Here is a 14,669-nt window from a genome sequence, read left to right as displayed (position 1 = left end):
CCGTTTCCTGACTGACCGCGCGATGGCCGGCGGCACCCCGCCGCCGGCCGTTCGCGGCCCCTGCTACCCATGCTGAACTACTTCCTCAAACGACTGTTGGGCCTGATCCCCACGCTGCTCATCGTGGCGGTGCTGGTGTTCCTGTTCGTCCACATGCTGCCCGGCGACCCGGCGCGCCTTGCCGCCGGCCAGGAGGCCGACGAGCAGACCGTGGCCATGGTCCGCGCGGAGCTCGGCCTCGACAAGCCGCTGCCGCAGCAGTTCGCGAACTTCTTCACCCACATGCTGCAGGGCGACTTCGGCACCTCGATCCGCACGCGGCGGCCGGTGTCGATGGAGATCGCCGAGCGCTTCTTCCCGACGGTGATGCTGACCGTCACCAGCATGGTGTGGGCCGTGATCTTCGGCATGGGCATCGGCATCGTGTCGGCCGTGTACCGCAACCAATGGCCCGACCGCATCGGCATGACGCTGGCGGTGTCGGGCATCTCCTTTCCCGCATTTGCATTGGGCATGCTGCTGATGCAGATCTTCTCTGTGCAGCTCGGCTGGCTGCCCACCGTGGGCGCGGCCACCTGGAAGCACTACATCCTGCCCTCGATCACGCTGGGCGCGGCCGTGGCGGCCGTGATGGCGCGCTTCACGCGCGCCTCGTTCGTCGAGGTGATCCAGGAGGACTTCGTGCGCACCGCGCGCGCCAAGGGCGTGCGCGAGCGCAGCGTGATCGTCAAGCACTGCCTGCGCAATGCGCTGATCCCGGTGGTCACGATGATGGGTCTGCAGTTCGGCTTCCTGCTCGGCGGCTCGATCCTGGTCGAGGCGGTGTTCAACTGGCCCGGCCTCGGCCGCCTGCTGGTCGACGCGGTGCAGATGCGCGACTACCCGGTGATCCAGACGCTGGTGCTGCTGTTCTCGCTCGAGTTCATCCTGATCAATCTCGTGGTCGATGTGCTGTACGGCTTCATCAACCCGACCATCCGCTACAAGTGAGGCCGCCGCCATGACCCAAGCCACCGGCGTGCCTGCCGAATCCACCCTTCCCGCCGCCGCGCCGGTCACGACGCTCCAGACCGCGGGCAAGGTCCGCACTCCGTGGGGCGAATGCTGGCGCCGCTTCAAGAAGCAGCCCGTGGGCATCGTCGCCGCCCTGTTCGTGCTGCTGCTGGTGTTCGTCGCCGTGTTCGCGCCGTGGATCGTGCCCTTCGATCCCGAGAACTACTTCGACTACGACATGCTCAACAGCGGGCCCTCGGCCACGCACTGGTTCGGCGTCGACCCGCTGGGCCGCGACATCTTCAGCCGCATCCTCGCGGGCGCGCGCATCTCGCTGATGGCGGGCTTCCTGTCGGTGCTGGTCGGCGGCTTCGTCGGCACCGCGTTCGGCCTGCTCGCGGGCTACTACGAAGGCTGGTGGGACCGCATCGTGATGCGCATCTCGGACGTGCTGTTCGCCTTCCCCGGCATCCTGCTGGCGCTGGGCGTGGTCGCGATCCTCGGCAGCAGCATGACCAACGTGGTGGTGGCCGTGTCGGTGTTCAGCGTGCCGGCCTTCGCGCGGCTGGTGCGCGGCAACACGCTGGTGCTCAAGCAGCAGACCTACATCGAGGCCGAGCGCAGCATCGGCGCCTCGGACTGGACCATCGTCGTGCGCCACATCCTGCCGGGCACCATCTCCTCGATCGTGGTGTATTTCTCCATGCGCGTGGGCACCTCGATCATCACCGCGGCCAGCCTGTCCTTCCTCGGCATGGGCGCGCAGCCGCCCACGCCCGAATGGGGCGCGATGCTCAGCGAGGCGCGCGCCGACATGGTGACCTCGCCCCACGTGGCGCTGTTCCCCAGCCTCGCGATCTTCTTCACCGTGCTGGCCTTCAACCTGCTGGGCGACGCCCTGCGCGACGCGCTCGATCCGAAGATCGACCGGCAATGAGCGCGAACGCCCTGCCCCGCATCGGGGGGCTGCGCCCGGGTCCGCGCGATGCGATCAGCGACGTCGCGGGCGTGACGGTGGGCCACCGCACCCTCGCCGAGGGCCCGGTGCAGACCGGCGTGACCGTGATTCGCCCGCATGCCGGCGACCCGTTCCGCGACAAGGTGCCGGCGGCCGCCGTGGTGCTCAACGGCTTCGGCAAGAGCATCGGGCTGGTGCAGCTCGCGGAACTCGGCGTGCTCGAGACACCCATCGCGCTGACCAACACCTTCTCGGTCGGCACCGTGGCGGGCGCGCAGATCCGCGACTGCATCGCGCACAACCCCGAGACCGGGCGCTCGCTGCCGACCGTGAATCCGCTGGTGTTCGAGTGCAACGACGGCTTTCTCAACGATATCCAGCGGCTGGCCGTGGGCGAGGCCGACTACCAGCGCGCGCTGGCCGACGCGGGCGCGGATTTCGCGCAGGGTTCGGTGGGCGCGGGACGCGGCATGTCGAGCTTCCAGCTCAAGGGCGGGATCGGCAGTGCCTCGCGGGTCGTGCCGGTGGGCGCGGCTTCGCACACGGTGGGCACGCTGGTGCTCGCGAACTATGGGCGGCAGCCCGAGCTGCGGCTGGCGGGGCATGCGGTGGGCGCCCGTCTTGCCGCGCTCGTGGCCGAACCGGCCATGGCGCAGGAGCCCGAGAAGGGCTCGATCATCGTCGTGGTCGCGACCGACGCGCCGCTCGATGCGCGCCAGCTGCGCCGGCTGGCACTGCGCGCGGGGGCCGGGCTGGCGCGCACCGGCTCGGTCTTCGGCCACGGCAGCGGGGACATCGTGCTGGCCTTCTCGACCGCCTACACCGTGCCCGACCGGGCCGAGCGCGCGATGCCGACAGTGGCGATGCTGCACGAGACGCAGCTCGACGGTTTGTTCCAGGCGGCGGCCGATGGGACCGAGCAGGCGATCCTGCATGCGCTGTGGCGGGCCGAGCCGGTGACCGGGCGCGACGGCAACCACCGTGCCGCGTTGGGCGAGCTGTTGTCCCCTTCTCTCTTTTCTTGATTTTTCTCTTTTGCCGGGTGCCCTCATGAAAGTGCTGATCTCCACCGATATCGAAGGCGTGGCGGGTGTTTATCACCCCGAGCAGACGCGGCAAGGCAATCCCGAATACGAACGTGCCCGGCTGCTGATGGCGCAGGAAGCCAATGCGGCGATCGCGGGGGCCTTCGATGCGGGGGCCGACGAGGTGCTGGTGAACGACTCGCACGGAGGGTTTCGCAACATGCCGCCCGATGTGCTCGATCCTCGGGCGCGCGTGGTGCAGGGGAAGCCGCGCTATCTGAGCATGGTGGCGGGGGTGGAGGAAGACGGGGTCGAAGCGGTCTGCATGATCGGCTACCACTCGCGGGCGCAGGGGCGCGGGATTCTGGCGCACACGATCAACAGCTTTGCGTTCGCGGGTGTCTCGCTCGGCGGGCAGGAGCTGGGTGAGGCTGGGCTTTATGGGGCGCTGGCGGGGGAATATGGGGTGCCGGTGGTGATGGGCAGTGGGGACGATGTGTTCATTGCCGAGAACCGTGGCTTGTTTCCTCACGCTGTGTTCGTGGAGACGAAGAAGGCTACGGGGAATACCAGTGGGGTTTCGTTGTCGCCTGAGAAGTCGCGTGAGGCGATTCGGGCGGGGGTTCGAGTCGCGCTGTCTTCGCGGGCCAAGGTTCATCCGCTGGTGTTCGAAGGGCCGCAGACTGTGACGCTGAGGGCGCAGACTGCGGCGCTGGCGGATCTGTTTTGCCAGTGGCCGGGGTTTGAGCGGGTCGATGGGGTGACTCTTCGGTTTGTGGCTGCAGATGTCGAGAGTGCGGTTCGGATGTTGAACTGCTGTTCTGCGATGTCTTCGATGTTGCGGTGAGATCTGAGCGTTCTTTTTTTTGCGTAGGCCGTAGGCCGGGTCCCGCCCCGGCGGGCGGCTCACTTTCTTTGTCTCGCCAAAGAAAGTAAGCAAAGAAAGGCGACCCCACTGTCTGTGTCCCTCCGCTTCGCTGCGGGCAACCTGCGGTGCTCGGGGAAAGCGGGGGTCCGCAGAACTCGCTGCGCTGCGCTCCGCTCAGACAGCTGCGGCCCTGATCCCGCTTTCCCCTGCGCTCCTCGGCACAGCCAGAGGGGGGTGATTCGGGCCTTTGCTTCGCTCGGCCTGGCATACCCAACGGGCCATCGCTTCGCTCGGCCGCGGGTACCTAACAGGCCATCGCTTCGCTCGGCATTGGTATTGCCCCCTCTCCCTCTGGGAGAGGGCTGGGGTGAGGGCACTGGGCGATGGATACCGTCAGACCCTCGGTGAGGCCCGGTGCCCTCACCCTAACCCTCTCCCAGAGGGAGAGGGGACAAGACAAACACAAGGCCGAGCGAAGCGATGGCCCGAGCAGCATTCCAAGGCCGAGCGAAGCAAAGGCCCGACCCACCCCCTCTGGCTGCGCCGAGGAGCGCAGCGTTTCGCGGATAAGGGCTCGCAGCTGTCTGAGCGCAGCGCAGCGGAGCGAGTTCTGCGAGACCCCGCGAAACGCGAGCACCGCAGGTTGCCCGCAGCGAAGCGGAGGGACGCAGACAGTGGGTCGCCTTTTCTTTGGTTACTTTCTTTTGGCGAAGCAAAAGAAAGTGACTCGCCCGCCGGGGCGAGACCCGGCCAACAGCCTAAACAAAGAGAACACCCAGTCCAAACACCCCACCTTAAGGCTTCCTAAAATCCACCCTGCGCCCCGCACCCGCCCTTATCCAGAATAAGCATCCAACCGCCCGCAAACCCGCATGAACACTGGCGAATAAGCTTATCCGCATAAGGCGCGAACCAAAAAATAGTTTGGTTCCATAAGGCTCGCTTTCAGAATCCCGGCTTCTTGCTGGCGCGCTGGACGCACCGCACTTCAAGACAAGACTCACGCACGATGTACCAATACACAGACTTCGACCGCCAGTTCGTTCATCAACGAGCCGCCCAATTCCGCGACCAGCTCGAGCGCTGGCAAAAGGGCCGTCTCCACGAAGACGAGTTCCGTCCCCTGCGCCTGCAGAACGGCTGGTACGTGCAGCGCTACGCCCCGATGCTGCGCGTGGCCGTGCCCTACGGCGAACTCTCGAGCCGCCAGCTGCGCGTGCTTGCGAAGATCGCCCGCGAGTACGACGAGCCCGAGGCCGAGGTCTACAAGAAGGCCATCGAGACCCAGGGCCAGCTCGGCAGCCAGAAGCTGCCCACCCACTACGCCCACTTCTCGACCCGCCAGAACGTCCAGTACAACTGGATCCCGCTCGCCAAGTCGGCCGACGTGATGGACCTGCTGGCCTCGGTCGACATGCACGGCATCCAGACCAGCGGCAACTGCATCCGCAACATCACGAGCGACGAGCGCGCGGGCATCGCCATCGACGAGGTGGCCGATCCGCGCCCCTACGCCGAAATCATGCGCCAGTGGAGCACGCTGCATCCCGAGTTCGCGTTCCTGCCGCGCAAGTTCAAGATCGCGATCACCGGCGCCGACGAGGACCGCGCGGCCACGGGCTGGCACGACGTAGGCCTGAAGCTGGTGAAGAACGAAGCCGGCGAGATCGGCTTCCGCGTGCAGGTCGGCGGCGGCATGGGCCGTACGCCGATCGTGGGCACGGTGCTGCGCGAGTTCCTGCCGTGGCAGCAGATCATGAACTACCTCGAGGCCGTGATCCGGGTCTACAACCGCTACGGCCGCCGCGACAACATCTACAAGGCGCGCATCAAGATCCTGGTGAAGGCCGAAGGCCAGCGCTACATCGACGACGTCGATGCCGAGTACAAGCAGATCCTCGAGCACGACGGCGCGCCGCACACCATCACGCAGGAAGAGTTCGACCGCGTGGCCGCCTCCTTCGTGCCGCCGGAACTGGCCACCCGCGTGCTGCAGGGCGCCGAGAAGACCGACGCCGAGCTGCGCGCCCATGCCGCCGACGACGTGCAGTTCGCGCGCTGGCTCGCGCGCAACGTGGCGCCGCACAAGAACCCGGCCCTGCGCGCGGTCACGCTGTCGTTCAAGCGCCTGAAGCAGGCGCCCGGCGATGCCTCGGCCGACCAGCTCGACACGCTCGCGCAACTGGCCGACCGCTTCTCGGCCGGCGAAGCCCGCGTGACGCACGACCAGAACGTGGTGCTGCCCTGGGTGCATGCCGAAGACCTGCATGCGCTGTGGCTCGCCGCCCGCGCGGCCGGCTTCGCGAGCGCCAACGTGCACCTGCTGACCGACATGATCGCCTGCCCCGGCGGCGACTTCTGCGCGCTGGCCAATGCGCGCTCGATCCCGATCGCCGAGGCGATCACCGAGCGCTACCAGGACCTCGACGAGCTCGACGACATCGGCGAGATCGACCTGCACATCAGCGGCTGCATCAACTCCTGCGGCCACCACCACAGCGGCCACATCGGCATCCTGGGCGTCGACAAGGACGGCAAGGAGTGGTACCAGGTCACCCTCGGCGGCTCCGACGGCTCGGCCCTCAGCGGCGCGCCGCAGGCCGGCAAGGTGGTCGGCCCCTCGTTCTCGGCGGCCGAAGTGCCCGGCGTGATCGAGGCCGTGCTCACGACCTACCGCGACACGCGCGAGAACGGCGAGAACTTCATCGACACGCTGCGCCGCGTGGGACCCGACCCGTTCAAGGCCGCGGCCAACGGTGCGCGTTTCAAGGTGGAGGAAGCAGCATGAACAAGACCCTGAACATCCTCGCGGCCGAGGAACACGTCGACGACGGCGACCCGAAGGTGCTGCAACTGGCGAACGACGCCGATCCGCTCGCGATCGAGGTCTGCCTGTCGGACATCGAACGCATCGACCTGCACTTCCCGAAGTTCACCGACGGCCGTGCCTACAGCCAGGCCTTCCTGCTGCGCCGCCGCCTGGGCTTCAAGGGCGACATCCGCGCCACCGGCGACGTGCTGATCGACCAGCTGGTGCAGATGGAACGCACCGGTTTCTCGAGCGCCGTGCTCAAGGAAGGCGTGGACGCCTCCGACGCGCAGCGCCAGTTCGACCGCTTCTCGGCCTTCTACCAGGGCGACGCGGTGCAGACCGCGCCGCACTTCGCGGCCGGCAATTGAGTTCCCACAGCAACGCCTGATTCATCCATGAGCATCGACCTCGCACGCATCAACACCGAACTCGGCCGCAACGCCGAAGGCCTGGTGGACTGGGCCATCGGCCTGGGCCAGAACGCGATCGTCACCACCAATTTCCGGCCCTTCGAGGCTGTGATCCTGCACATGGTGACGCGCGCCAAGCGCGACGTGCCGGTGATCTGGATGGACAACGGCTACAACACCGAGGCCACCTACCGCTTCGCCGACGAGGTGACGAAGCAGTTGGGCCTGGACCTGCACATCTACCTGCCGGGCCGCTCGCGCGCGCACCGTGAGGCGGTCGACGGCCCGACGCCCGCGCTCGACGATCCGCGCCATGCCGCCTTCACCGAGGAAGTGAAGCTCGAGCCCTTCGCGCGTGCCCTGCGCGAGACGGCGCCCAAGGTCTGGTTCACCGCGCTGCGCGCCACCGACACGGCCGTGCGCGCGCAGATGGAGCCGGTCAGCATCAACCCCGACGGCCTGATCAAGGTCGCGCCGCTCCTGCACTGGTCGTCCAAGGACCTCTACACCTACTGCGAGGCGCACGGCCTGCCGAACAACTTCGACTACGTGGACCCGACCAAGGGCGAGGACAACCGCGAATGCGGCCTGCACCTCTCGCATTGAACGCACGCTCCACCGACTCCGAATCTCCAGTGCCCCACCCGATGAACGCCCGTACCGAATCCGATCTGCTGCTGCCGCCCGCGCACCTGTCCAACACGCACCTCGATGCGCTGGAAGAAGAAACCATCTTCATCCTGCGCGAAGTGGCCGCGGCCTTCGAGCGCCCCGCGCTGCTGTTCTCGGGCGGCAAGGACTCGCTGGTGCTGCTGAAGTGCGCCGAGAAGGCCTTCGGCGTCGGCCGCCTGCCCTATCCGCTCTTGATGATCGACACCGGCCACAACTTCCCCGAAGTGACCGACTACCGCGACCAGCGCGCCAAGGAACTGGGCGCCGAGCTGATCGTGCGCAGCGTCGAGGACTCGATGAAGCGCGGCACGGTGCGCCTCGCGCACCCGGGCGAATCGCGCAACGCGCACCAGTCGGTGACGCTGCTCGAGGCGATCGAGGAATTCCGTTTCGACGCGCTGATCGGCGGCGCGCGCCGCGACGAGGAGAAGGCCCGCGCCAAGGAGCGCATCTTCTCGCACCGCGACAGCTTCGGCCAATGGCAGCCCAAGGACCAGCGCCCCGAGCTCTGGACCCTGTTCAACACCCGCCTGGCGCCGGGCGAGCACTTCCGCGTGTTCCCGATCTCGAACTGGACCGAACTCGACGTCTGGCAGTACATCGAGCGCGAGCACGTCGGCCTGCCCTCGATCTACTACACGCACAAGCGCGAGGTGGTGGAGCGCCGCGGCTTGCTGGTGCCGGTGACCGAACTGACCCCGCCGCGCGACGGCGAAACCGTGCAGGTGCGCGACGTGCGCTTCCGCACCGTGGGCGACATCACGACCACCTGCCCGGTCGAGAGCCTCGCGGCCGACGCGGGCGACGTGGTGCTCGAGACGCTGTCGGTCGACGTCAGCGAACGCGGCGCCACCCGGATGGACGACATGACCTCCGAAGCTTCGATGGAAAAACGCAAGAAAGACGGTTACTTCTGACCCACCCCCGTCCCTCGCTCACTTCGTGTAGCTCGACTCCCCCCTCAAGGGGGCGACACCAGCGGCCCGGCAAAGCCGGTTCCGCGGTGTCTCCCGAAAGAAACCCATGACCGCCACCACGCTTCAACCCGAAATCACAGCCGACACCGGCACCGCGCTGCGCTTCATCACCTGCGGCTCGGTCGACGACGGCAAGAGCACGCTGATCGGCCGCCTGCTGGTCGACAGCAAGACCGTGCTGCAGGACCAGCTCGCTGGCGTGCAGCGCGGCGGCGAAACCGATCTCGCGCTGCTGACCGACGGCCTGTCGGCCGAGCGCGAGCAAGGCATCACGATCGACGTGGCCTACCGCTACTTCTCGACCGCCAAACGCAAGTTCATCATCGGCGACGCGCCGGGCCACGAGCAGTACACGCGCAACATGGTGACGGCCGCCTCGGCCGCCGACGCCGCCGTGGTGCTGGTCGATGCCACCAAGCTGGCCTGGGCCGCCGAGGTGGAGGACGGCACGGTCGTCAAGCGCGAGCTGCTGCCGCAGACGCGCCGCCACACGCTGCTGACGCACCTGCTGCGCGTGCAGTCGATCGTGTTCGCGGTCAACAAGCTCGACGCCATCGCCGATGCCGGCCTGGCCTTCGAACGCATCTCGGCCGCGCTCAACGCCTTCGCCGAAGCAGCGGGCGTGCGGGTGGCCGCGATCGTGCCGATCTCGGCGCTCAAGGGCTGGAACGTGGCCACGCGCCATGCCGACTGGGTCGGCTACGAAGGCCCGAGCCTGCTCGAGCTGCTCGAACAGCTGCCGGTGACGGCGCAGGACGAATCGGTGCCCTTCGCCTTCCCGGTGCAGTGGGTCGAGAAGTTCTCGTCCTCGGCCGACACCTCGCAGGGCCGCCGCGTGTTCTGGGGCCGCGTGGCCTCGGGCCATGTCGAGCCGGGCCAGCGCGTGACCGTGCTGCCGAGCAACCAGACGGCCACCGTGGCCCAGGTGCTGAGCCACGCGCGCCAGCCGAAGACCGTGCATGCGGGCCACAGCGCCGGCATCGTGCTCGACCGCGAGGTCGACGTGTCGCGCGGCGACTGGCTGCTGGCGCCCGAGGCCTTCGAGCCGGTGCGCGAGATCACCGCCACCGTGGCCTGGCTCGACGACGAGCCGCTGGTCGCGGGCCGCGTCTACTGGGCGCTGCAGGGGCACCGCTGGGTCAAGGCCAAGGTCGCGCGCATCGTCGACCGGATCAACATCACGACGCTCGAATCCGAGCCCGCGACCCAGCTCGAGGCCAATGCCATCGGCGACGTGGTGCTGGCGCTGCAGCAGCCGCTGGCGGTGCTGCCGTTCACGCGCTCGCGCACGTTGGGCTCGCTGGTGCTGGTCGATACGGCCTCGCATCGCACCTCCGCGGCCGTGCTCGTGCAGCCGAGCGCCGCAAAGGCCTAAAATCAAGGGTTTTTCCCGACCACAGAACGCATACAACGCCAAATGACCCACGTCGTCTCCGAAGCCTGCATCCGTTGCAAATACACCGACTGCGTGGACGTTTGCCCCGTCGACTGCTTCCGCGAAGGTCCCAACATGCTGGTGATCGACCCGGACGAATGCATCGACTGCGCGGTCTGCATCCCCGAGTGCCCGGCCAACGCGATCTTCGCCGAGGAAGACCTGCCGGCCGACCAGATCGCCTTCATCAAGCTCAATGCCGAGCTGGCCCAGGCCGACGGCTGGAAGAGCATCACCAAGCGCAAGCCCGCCCTGCCCGACGCCGACGAGTGGAAGGACAAGGCCGGCAAGATCTCGGAGCTGGTGCGCTGAGCCAGTCCCCCGCCCCCATCGAGACCGACGCCCTGATCATCGGCGCCGGCCCGGTGGGGCTGTTCCAGGCCTTCCAGCTCGGCCTGCTCGAGATCTCCTGTCACATCGTCGATGCGCTGCCCGCCGCGGGCGGCCAGTGCGTGGCGCTGTACGGCCACAAGCCGATCTATGACATTCCCGGCACCCCGGTGACCAGCGGGCGCGAGCTCGCGCAGTCGCTGCTGGCGCAGGTGGCGCCGTTCAAGCCGGTCTTCCATTTCGGCGAGCAGGTCGCCACGCTCGAGCGCCAGGCCGACCAGCGGCTGCTGCTGGGCACCTCGGCCGGCCACCGCTTCCTCGCGAAGACGGTGTTCATCGCGGCCGGCGTCGGCGCTTTCGTGCCCAAGCGCATCGCGCTGGACGACATCGGCCGCTTCGAAGGCCAATCGCTGTTCTATCACCCCGACTCGCTCGACCGCTTCGCGGGCCAGGCCGTGGTGGTCAACGGCGGCGACGACACGGCGCTCGAAACCGCGATCGCGCTGACGGCCATCGCCAGGCAGGTCACGCTGGTGCACCGGCGCGACGGCTTCCAGGCCGACGAGGCCACGGTGGCCGCGATGCGCGCGCTGGTGGCCGAGGGCCGGCTGGGCTTCCAGGTCGGCCAGCCCAGCGGCTTCGACGGCCACGTGCTGCGCATCGCCACGCCCGATGCCAGCACGGTCGAGCTGCCGCTCGACGCGCTGGTCGCCTGCCTCGGCATCTCGCCGCGCCTCGGGCCGATCGCCGACTGGGGCTTCGAGCTCGAGCGCAAGCAGGTGCCGGTCGACACCGAGAAGTACCAGACGCGCGAAGCCGGCGTGTTCGCGGTCGGCGACATCAACACCTACCCGGGCAAGAAAAAGCTGATCGTCTGCGGCTTCCATGAGGCCACGCTGGCCGCCTGGGGCGCCGCGGCCCTGGTGTTCCCGGGCAAGGCGATCCCGCTGCAGTACACGACCACCAGCACCCGGCTGCACGAGCTGCTGGGCGTGGCCGGCGCCAAGGCCTGAGCCACGTCAGCCCAGGGCGGGCAGCAGCGCGCGGTACTCGGCGATGAAGCCGCCGATGGCCCCCAGGTAGCGCTCGATGTCGGCGTCGCCCAGCGGCAGCGACAGCACCACGAAGCCGCGCGGCGAGGTGTAGATGCCCGCGTTCAGCAGGTGGAAGAACAGCAGCTGGCGCAGCCGCCCGTCGACCGCCGCGAGATCGGCCACGCGCCGAACCTCGCCCTGCAGGAAATGCGCGTTCATCAGCGAGCCCACGCCCGTGAACTGCAGCGCCACGCCCTCCTTCGCGCTCAGCGCATTGAGCCGCGCGCGCATCGCCTCGCCACGCTCGGCCAGCGCGCCGGCTGCCTCGGGCGTGAAGAGCCGGGTCAGGCCCGCCTGGCCGGCCGCCATGGTCATCACGTTGTTGTTGAAGGTGCCCGAGTGCGCGAGCGCGCCGGTGCGCGGGTCGAACTGCGCCATCACGTCGGCGCGGCCGCCGAAGGCGCCGAAGGACATGCCGCCGCCGATGTACTTGCCCAGGGTCGTGAGGTCGGCGCGGATGCCCAGCTCGTTGGCCAGACCGCGCGGGCCCAGCCGCGAGGTCATGACCTCGTCGAAGACCAGCAGCGCGCCTGCCGCCGTGGCCGCTTCCCGCAGCGCCCGCAGGAAGTCGGCCTGCCCCGGGATGCAGCCGGCCGCGCCCTGCATCGGCTCGACCAGCACGGCCGCGATCTGCGAGGCCTGCTCGGCGATGCGCGCGCGCGCCGTCTCGGCGTCGTTGTAGGGCAGCACGAGGAAGTCGAAGGGCACGGTGGTGGGCAGGGGCTGGTCGCCGAAGCCCAGCACGCCGCCGTGGTAGCCGCCCGAGAACACCACGATGCGGCGCCGCCCCGTGAAGTGCAGCGCGGCCGTGAGCGCCATCAGGTTGGCCTCGGTGCCCGAGTTGGTGAAGCGCAGTTGCTCGACCTGCGGGAAGCGCTCGCGGATGGTCCGCGCCAGCCGGCCCTCGAGCAGGTTGTGGCCCGTGAGGTTGACGCCGCCCTGCATCGCCTCGATCACCGCCTCGCGGATCTCGGGCGCCGAGTGGCCGTAGACGCCGGCCGTGTACTCGGCGATGAAGTCGGCATAGCGGTGGCCGTCGGCGTCCCACAGCGCAGCCCCCTCGCCGCGCGCGATGGTCAGCGGGAACGGCGCGTAGAACAGCACCGAGCGCGTGTTGCCGCCGGGCATGGACTCGGCATTGGCCTCGAACTGGCGCCGGCTGGCGGGGTTGGCCTCGGTAAAGCGGCGGTGCGCCTCGGCCAGGGCGTGGTCGATGGGGGCAAGGGTCATGGCGGCTCCTGGAAAGGGTGGGACGGCTGGAATTGGCGCTCGGCTCAGCATTAATTGTTCGATGCTCAATTTTCCGATGTTTATACAATCAATTCACCGACCGAACAATGGCACCCACCCGATGACCACCGCGCGCAAGAAAGCCGCTCCCCCGCCCCGCACCGCCGGCCGACCCGCGGGCGGCGCCGCGCTGACCAAGGGCCGGATCGCCGAGGTCGCGCTGGCGCTGATCGACGAGGCCGGCCTCGGCGCCTTCAGCCTGCGCGAGGTGGCGGCGCGGCTCGGCGTCTACCCGGCCACGGTGCACTGGCACGTGAGCTCGCGCGAGGCGCTGCTGGCCGAGGTCGCGGCCGCGGTCATGGCCGAGGTGGCGCCGCCCGCCGATGTCGCGCAGCCCGACTGGCAGGCCTGGATCGCCGAGCTGTTCCGCCGCTGCCGAGCGGCCGTGCGGCGCCATCCCAACGTCGCGCAGCTGCTGGGCGCGCAGCTGGTGTCCAACGGCAGCCTGCCGACCGCGCTGGTCGAGGGCGTGCTCACGGCGCTGACCGAGGCCGGCTTCGAGGGCGAGCCGCTGCGCGAGGCCTACAACTGCACGATCGCGGCGATGCTGGGCTTCCTCACGATGGAGTTCTCGCCGCTACCCTCGGACAACACCCAGACCTGGGCCGAGGAGCTGCGCGAGCGCGTCCACACCATCCGCCCGCTCGACCACCCGGTGCTCTCGCGCAACCTGCCGCTCCTGGCCAACCGCGCCTTCATCGTGCGCTGGGACAACGGCAGCACGGTGCCGCTCGACAGCAGCTTCGAGCGCCACGTCCAGATGACCATCGACGGCCTCGAGGCCTTCGCGCGGCGCGTCAGGCCGACGTAGGCACGGGCATCGGCACCGTATCGGCCTCGCGCCCGATGCGCAGCAGCGCGTCCTTGAGCCACAGCACGCCGGCGTCGAAATTCGAGCGCCGGTTCCAGCACACGACCGAGCGGTAGCCCTGCAGCTCGAAGGGCAGCGGATGCACCGCGAGCAGCGCGTCGAAGCGCGCGGCCACGCGCAGCGGCATCACCGCCACGTGGTCGGTCTGCGCCAGCAGGTCGACGATCTGGCCGAAGCTGGTCATGGCCACGCTCATGCTGCGCTGACGGCCCTGGCGCGCGAGCACCTGGTCGATCAGGTCGTCGAGCGCCGAGCTGCCGTAGCCCAGGAACACGTGCGGCGCGGCGCAGAAGTCGTCGAGCGAGGCGGCCTCGCCCAGGGTCGGATGGCCGCGGCGCACCGCGACCACGTAGCGGTCCTCGTAGAGCAGCGCCGATTCGCAGTCGCTCGGCGGCTGCAGCCGCGGCAGCACGGCGACGTCGAAATCGCCCTTGCGCAGCCGCTCGGTCAGCGTGAGGAAGGAACTGGTCTCCCAGTACAGCCGCACGCGCGAGCCGCAGGCCACGAGCTCGTTGGCCAGCCGCGGCAGCAGCAGGTGGCTCGCGTAGTCGCCGCCCGAGATGCGGAAGATGCGCTGCGAATGCTCGGGCTGGAAGCGGTCGTCGGGCTCGAGCATGGCCGACAGGTCGGCCAGCACGCGCTCGACCTGGCCCGCGAGCGCGGTGGCGCGCGCGGTCGGCTGCACGCCGTGCGCGGTGCGCGTGAACAGCGGGTCGTCGAAGGTCTCGCGCAGCCGGTTGAGCGAGGCGCTCACCGCGGGCTGGCTCAGGAACAGGCGCGTTGCCGCGCGCGACACGCTGCGCTCGCGCATCAGCGCATCGAAGGTCCGCAGCATGCCGACGTCGAGGCTGCGGATATCACGTCGGGCCATATCTCATATCCAAAGCTTCGAATTGCCCGGGGCACGGGCGGTACTTATCGTCGGGTCCACAAG

General features: G+C 68.7%; 14 protein-coding genes. 12 read left to right on the top strand and 2 right to left on the bottom strand.

Annotated elements, in window-relative coordinates:
* Positions 1 to 69 precede the first annotated feature (69 nt).
* From gsiC to INQ48_14170, 11 genes are all read left to right on the top strand, one after another.
* The gene (gene gsiC / locus INQ48_14220; GenBank protein QRF60296.1) at positions 70 to 990 is read left to right on the top strand and encodes a glutathione ABC transporter permease GsiC; all 921 of its coding nucleotides are present in this window, start codon (positions 70 to 72) and stop codon (positions 988 to 990) included.
* A gap of 10 nt (positions 991 to 1,000) precedes the next feature.
* On the top strand, positions 1,001 to 1,930 hold the full coding sequence (gsiD, locus tag INQ48_14215) for a glutathione ABC transporter permease GsiD (protein QRF60295.1): 930 nt from the start codon (positions 1,001 to 1,003) through the stop codon (positions 1,928 to 1,930).
* A complete protein-coding gene (locus INQ48_14210; GenBank protein ID QRF60294.1) occupies positions 1,927 to 2,976 on the top strand; it encodes a P1 family peptidase in 1,050 nt (349 codons plus the stop codon). Before gsiD ends, INQ48_14210 begins: the two co-directional genes overlap by 4 nt.
* Positions 2,977 to 3,001: 25 nt before the next feature.
* Positions 3,002 to 3,823 (top strand): M55 family metallopeptidase, encoded by an 822-nt coding sequence (locus INQ48_14205; GenBank protein ID QRF60293.1) that lies wholly within the window; start codon positions 3,002 to 3,004, stop codon positions 3,821 to 3,823.
* Positions 3,824 to 4,853: 1,030 nt separating this feature from the next.
* Positions 4,854 to 6,632 (top strand): nitrite/sulfite reductase, encoded by a 1,779-nt coding sequence (locus tag INQ48_14200; GenBank protein QRF60292.1) that lies wholly within the window; start codon positions 4,854 to 4,856, stop codon positions 6,630 to 6,632.
* Positions 6,629 to 7,024 (top strand): DUF934 domain-containing protein, encoded by a 396-nt coding sequence (locus INQ48_14195; GenBank protein ID QRF60291.1) that lies wholly within the window; start codon positions 6,629 to 6,631, stop codon positions 7,022 to 7,024. The genes INQ48_14200 and INQ48_14195 overlap by 4 nt, the downstream gene beginning before the upstream one ends.
* Before the next feature lie 27 nt (positions 7,025 to 7,051).
* The gene (locus INQ48_14190) at positions 7,052 to 7,672 is read left to right on the top strand and encodes a phosphoadenosine phosphosulfate reductase family protein (GenBank protein ID QRF60290.1); all 621 of its coding nucleotides are present in this window, start codon (positions 7,052 to 7,054) and stop codon (positions 7,670 to 7,672) included.
* A gap of 41 nt (positions 7,673 to 7,713) precedes the next feature.
* Entirely contained in the window at positions 7,714 to 8,655 is a 942-nt protein-coding gene (cysD, locus tag INQ48_14185; GenBank protein QRF60289.1) for a sulfate adenylyltransferase subunit CysD, read from the top strand.
* A 106-nt stretch (positions 8,656 to 8,761) separates the two neighbouring features.
* On the top strand, positions 8,762 to 10,090 hold the full coding sequence (locus tag INQ48_14180) for a sulfate adenylyltransferase (GenBank protein QRF60288.1): 1,329 nt from the start codon (positions 8,762 to 8,764) through the stop codon (positions 10,088 to 10,090).
* 42 nt (positions 10,091 to 10,132) lie between these two features.
* Entirely contained in the window at positions 10,133 to 10,462 is a 330-nt protein-coding gene (locus INQ48_14175) for a ferredoxin family protein (protein QRF60287.1), read from the top strand.
* Entirely contained in the window at positions 10,420 to 11,493 is a 1,074-nt protein-coding gene (locus INQ48_14170) for an NAD(P)/FAD-dependent oxidoreductase (GenBank protein ID QRF60286.1), read from the top strand. Before INQ48_14175 ends, INQ48_14170 begins: the two co-directional genes overlap by 43 nt.
* A 6-nt stretch (positions 11,494 to 11,499) precedes the next feature.
* On the opposite strand, the gene INQ48_14165 is transcribed toward INQ48_14170, so the two are convergent.
* Entirely contained in the window at positions 11,500 to 12,804 is a 1,305-nt protein-coding gene (locus INQ48_14165) for an aminotransferase class III-fold pyridoxal phosphate-dependent enzyme (protein QRF60285.1), read from the bottom strand.
* Positions 12,805 to 12,925: 121 nt separating this feature from the next.
* Between INQ48_14165 and INQ48_14160 the strand changes: the two genes are divergently transcribed.
* On the top strand, positions 12,926 to 13,675 hold the full coding sequence (locus INQ48_14160; GenBank protein ID QRF60284.1) for a TetR/AcrR family transcriptional regulator C-terminal domain-containing protein: 750 nt from the start codon (positions 12,926 to 12,928) through the stop codon (positions 13,673 to 13,675).
* On the opposite strand, the gene INQ48_14155 is transcribed toward INQ48_14160, so the two are convergent.
* Positions 13,662 to 14,606, bottom strand: a complete 945-nt coding sequence (locus tag INQ48_14155) for a LysR family transcriptional regulator (GenBank protein ID QRF60283.1) — start codon at positions 14,604 to 14,606, stop codon at positions 13,662 to 13,664. The genes INQ48_14160 and INQ48_14155 overlap by 14 nt on opposite strands.
* Between the last annotated feature and the right edge of the window lie 63 nt (positions 14,607 to 14,669).

The organism is Variovorax paradoxus (assembly GCA_016806145.1).
In the GTDB taxonomy this organism is placed as follows: Bacteria; Pseudomonadota; Gammaproteobacteria; order Burkholderiales; family Burkholderiaceae_C; genus Variovorax.
Note: the sequence above shows the minus strand (reverse complement) of the source record. Positions and strands in the feature narration are given on the sequence as shown.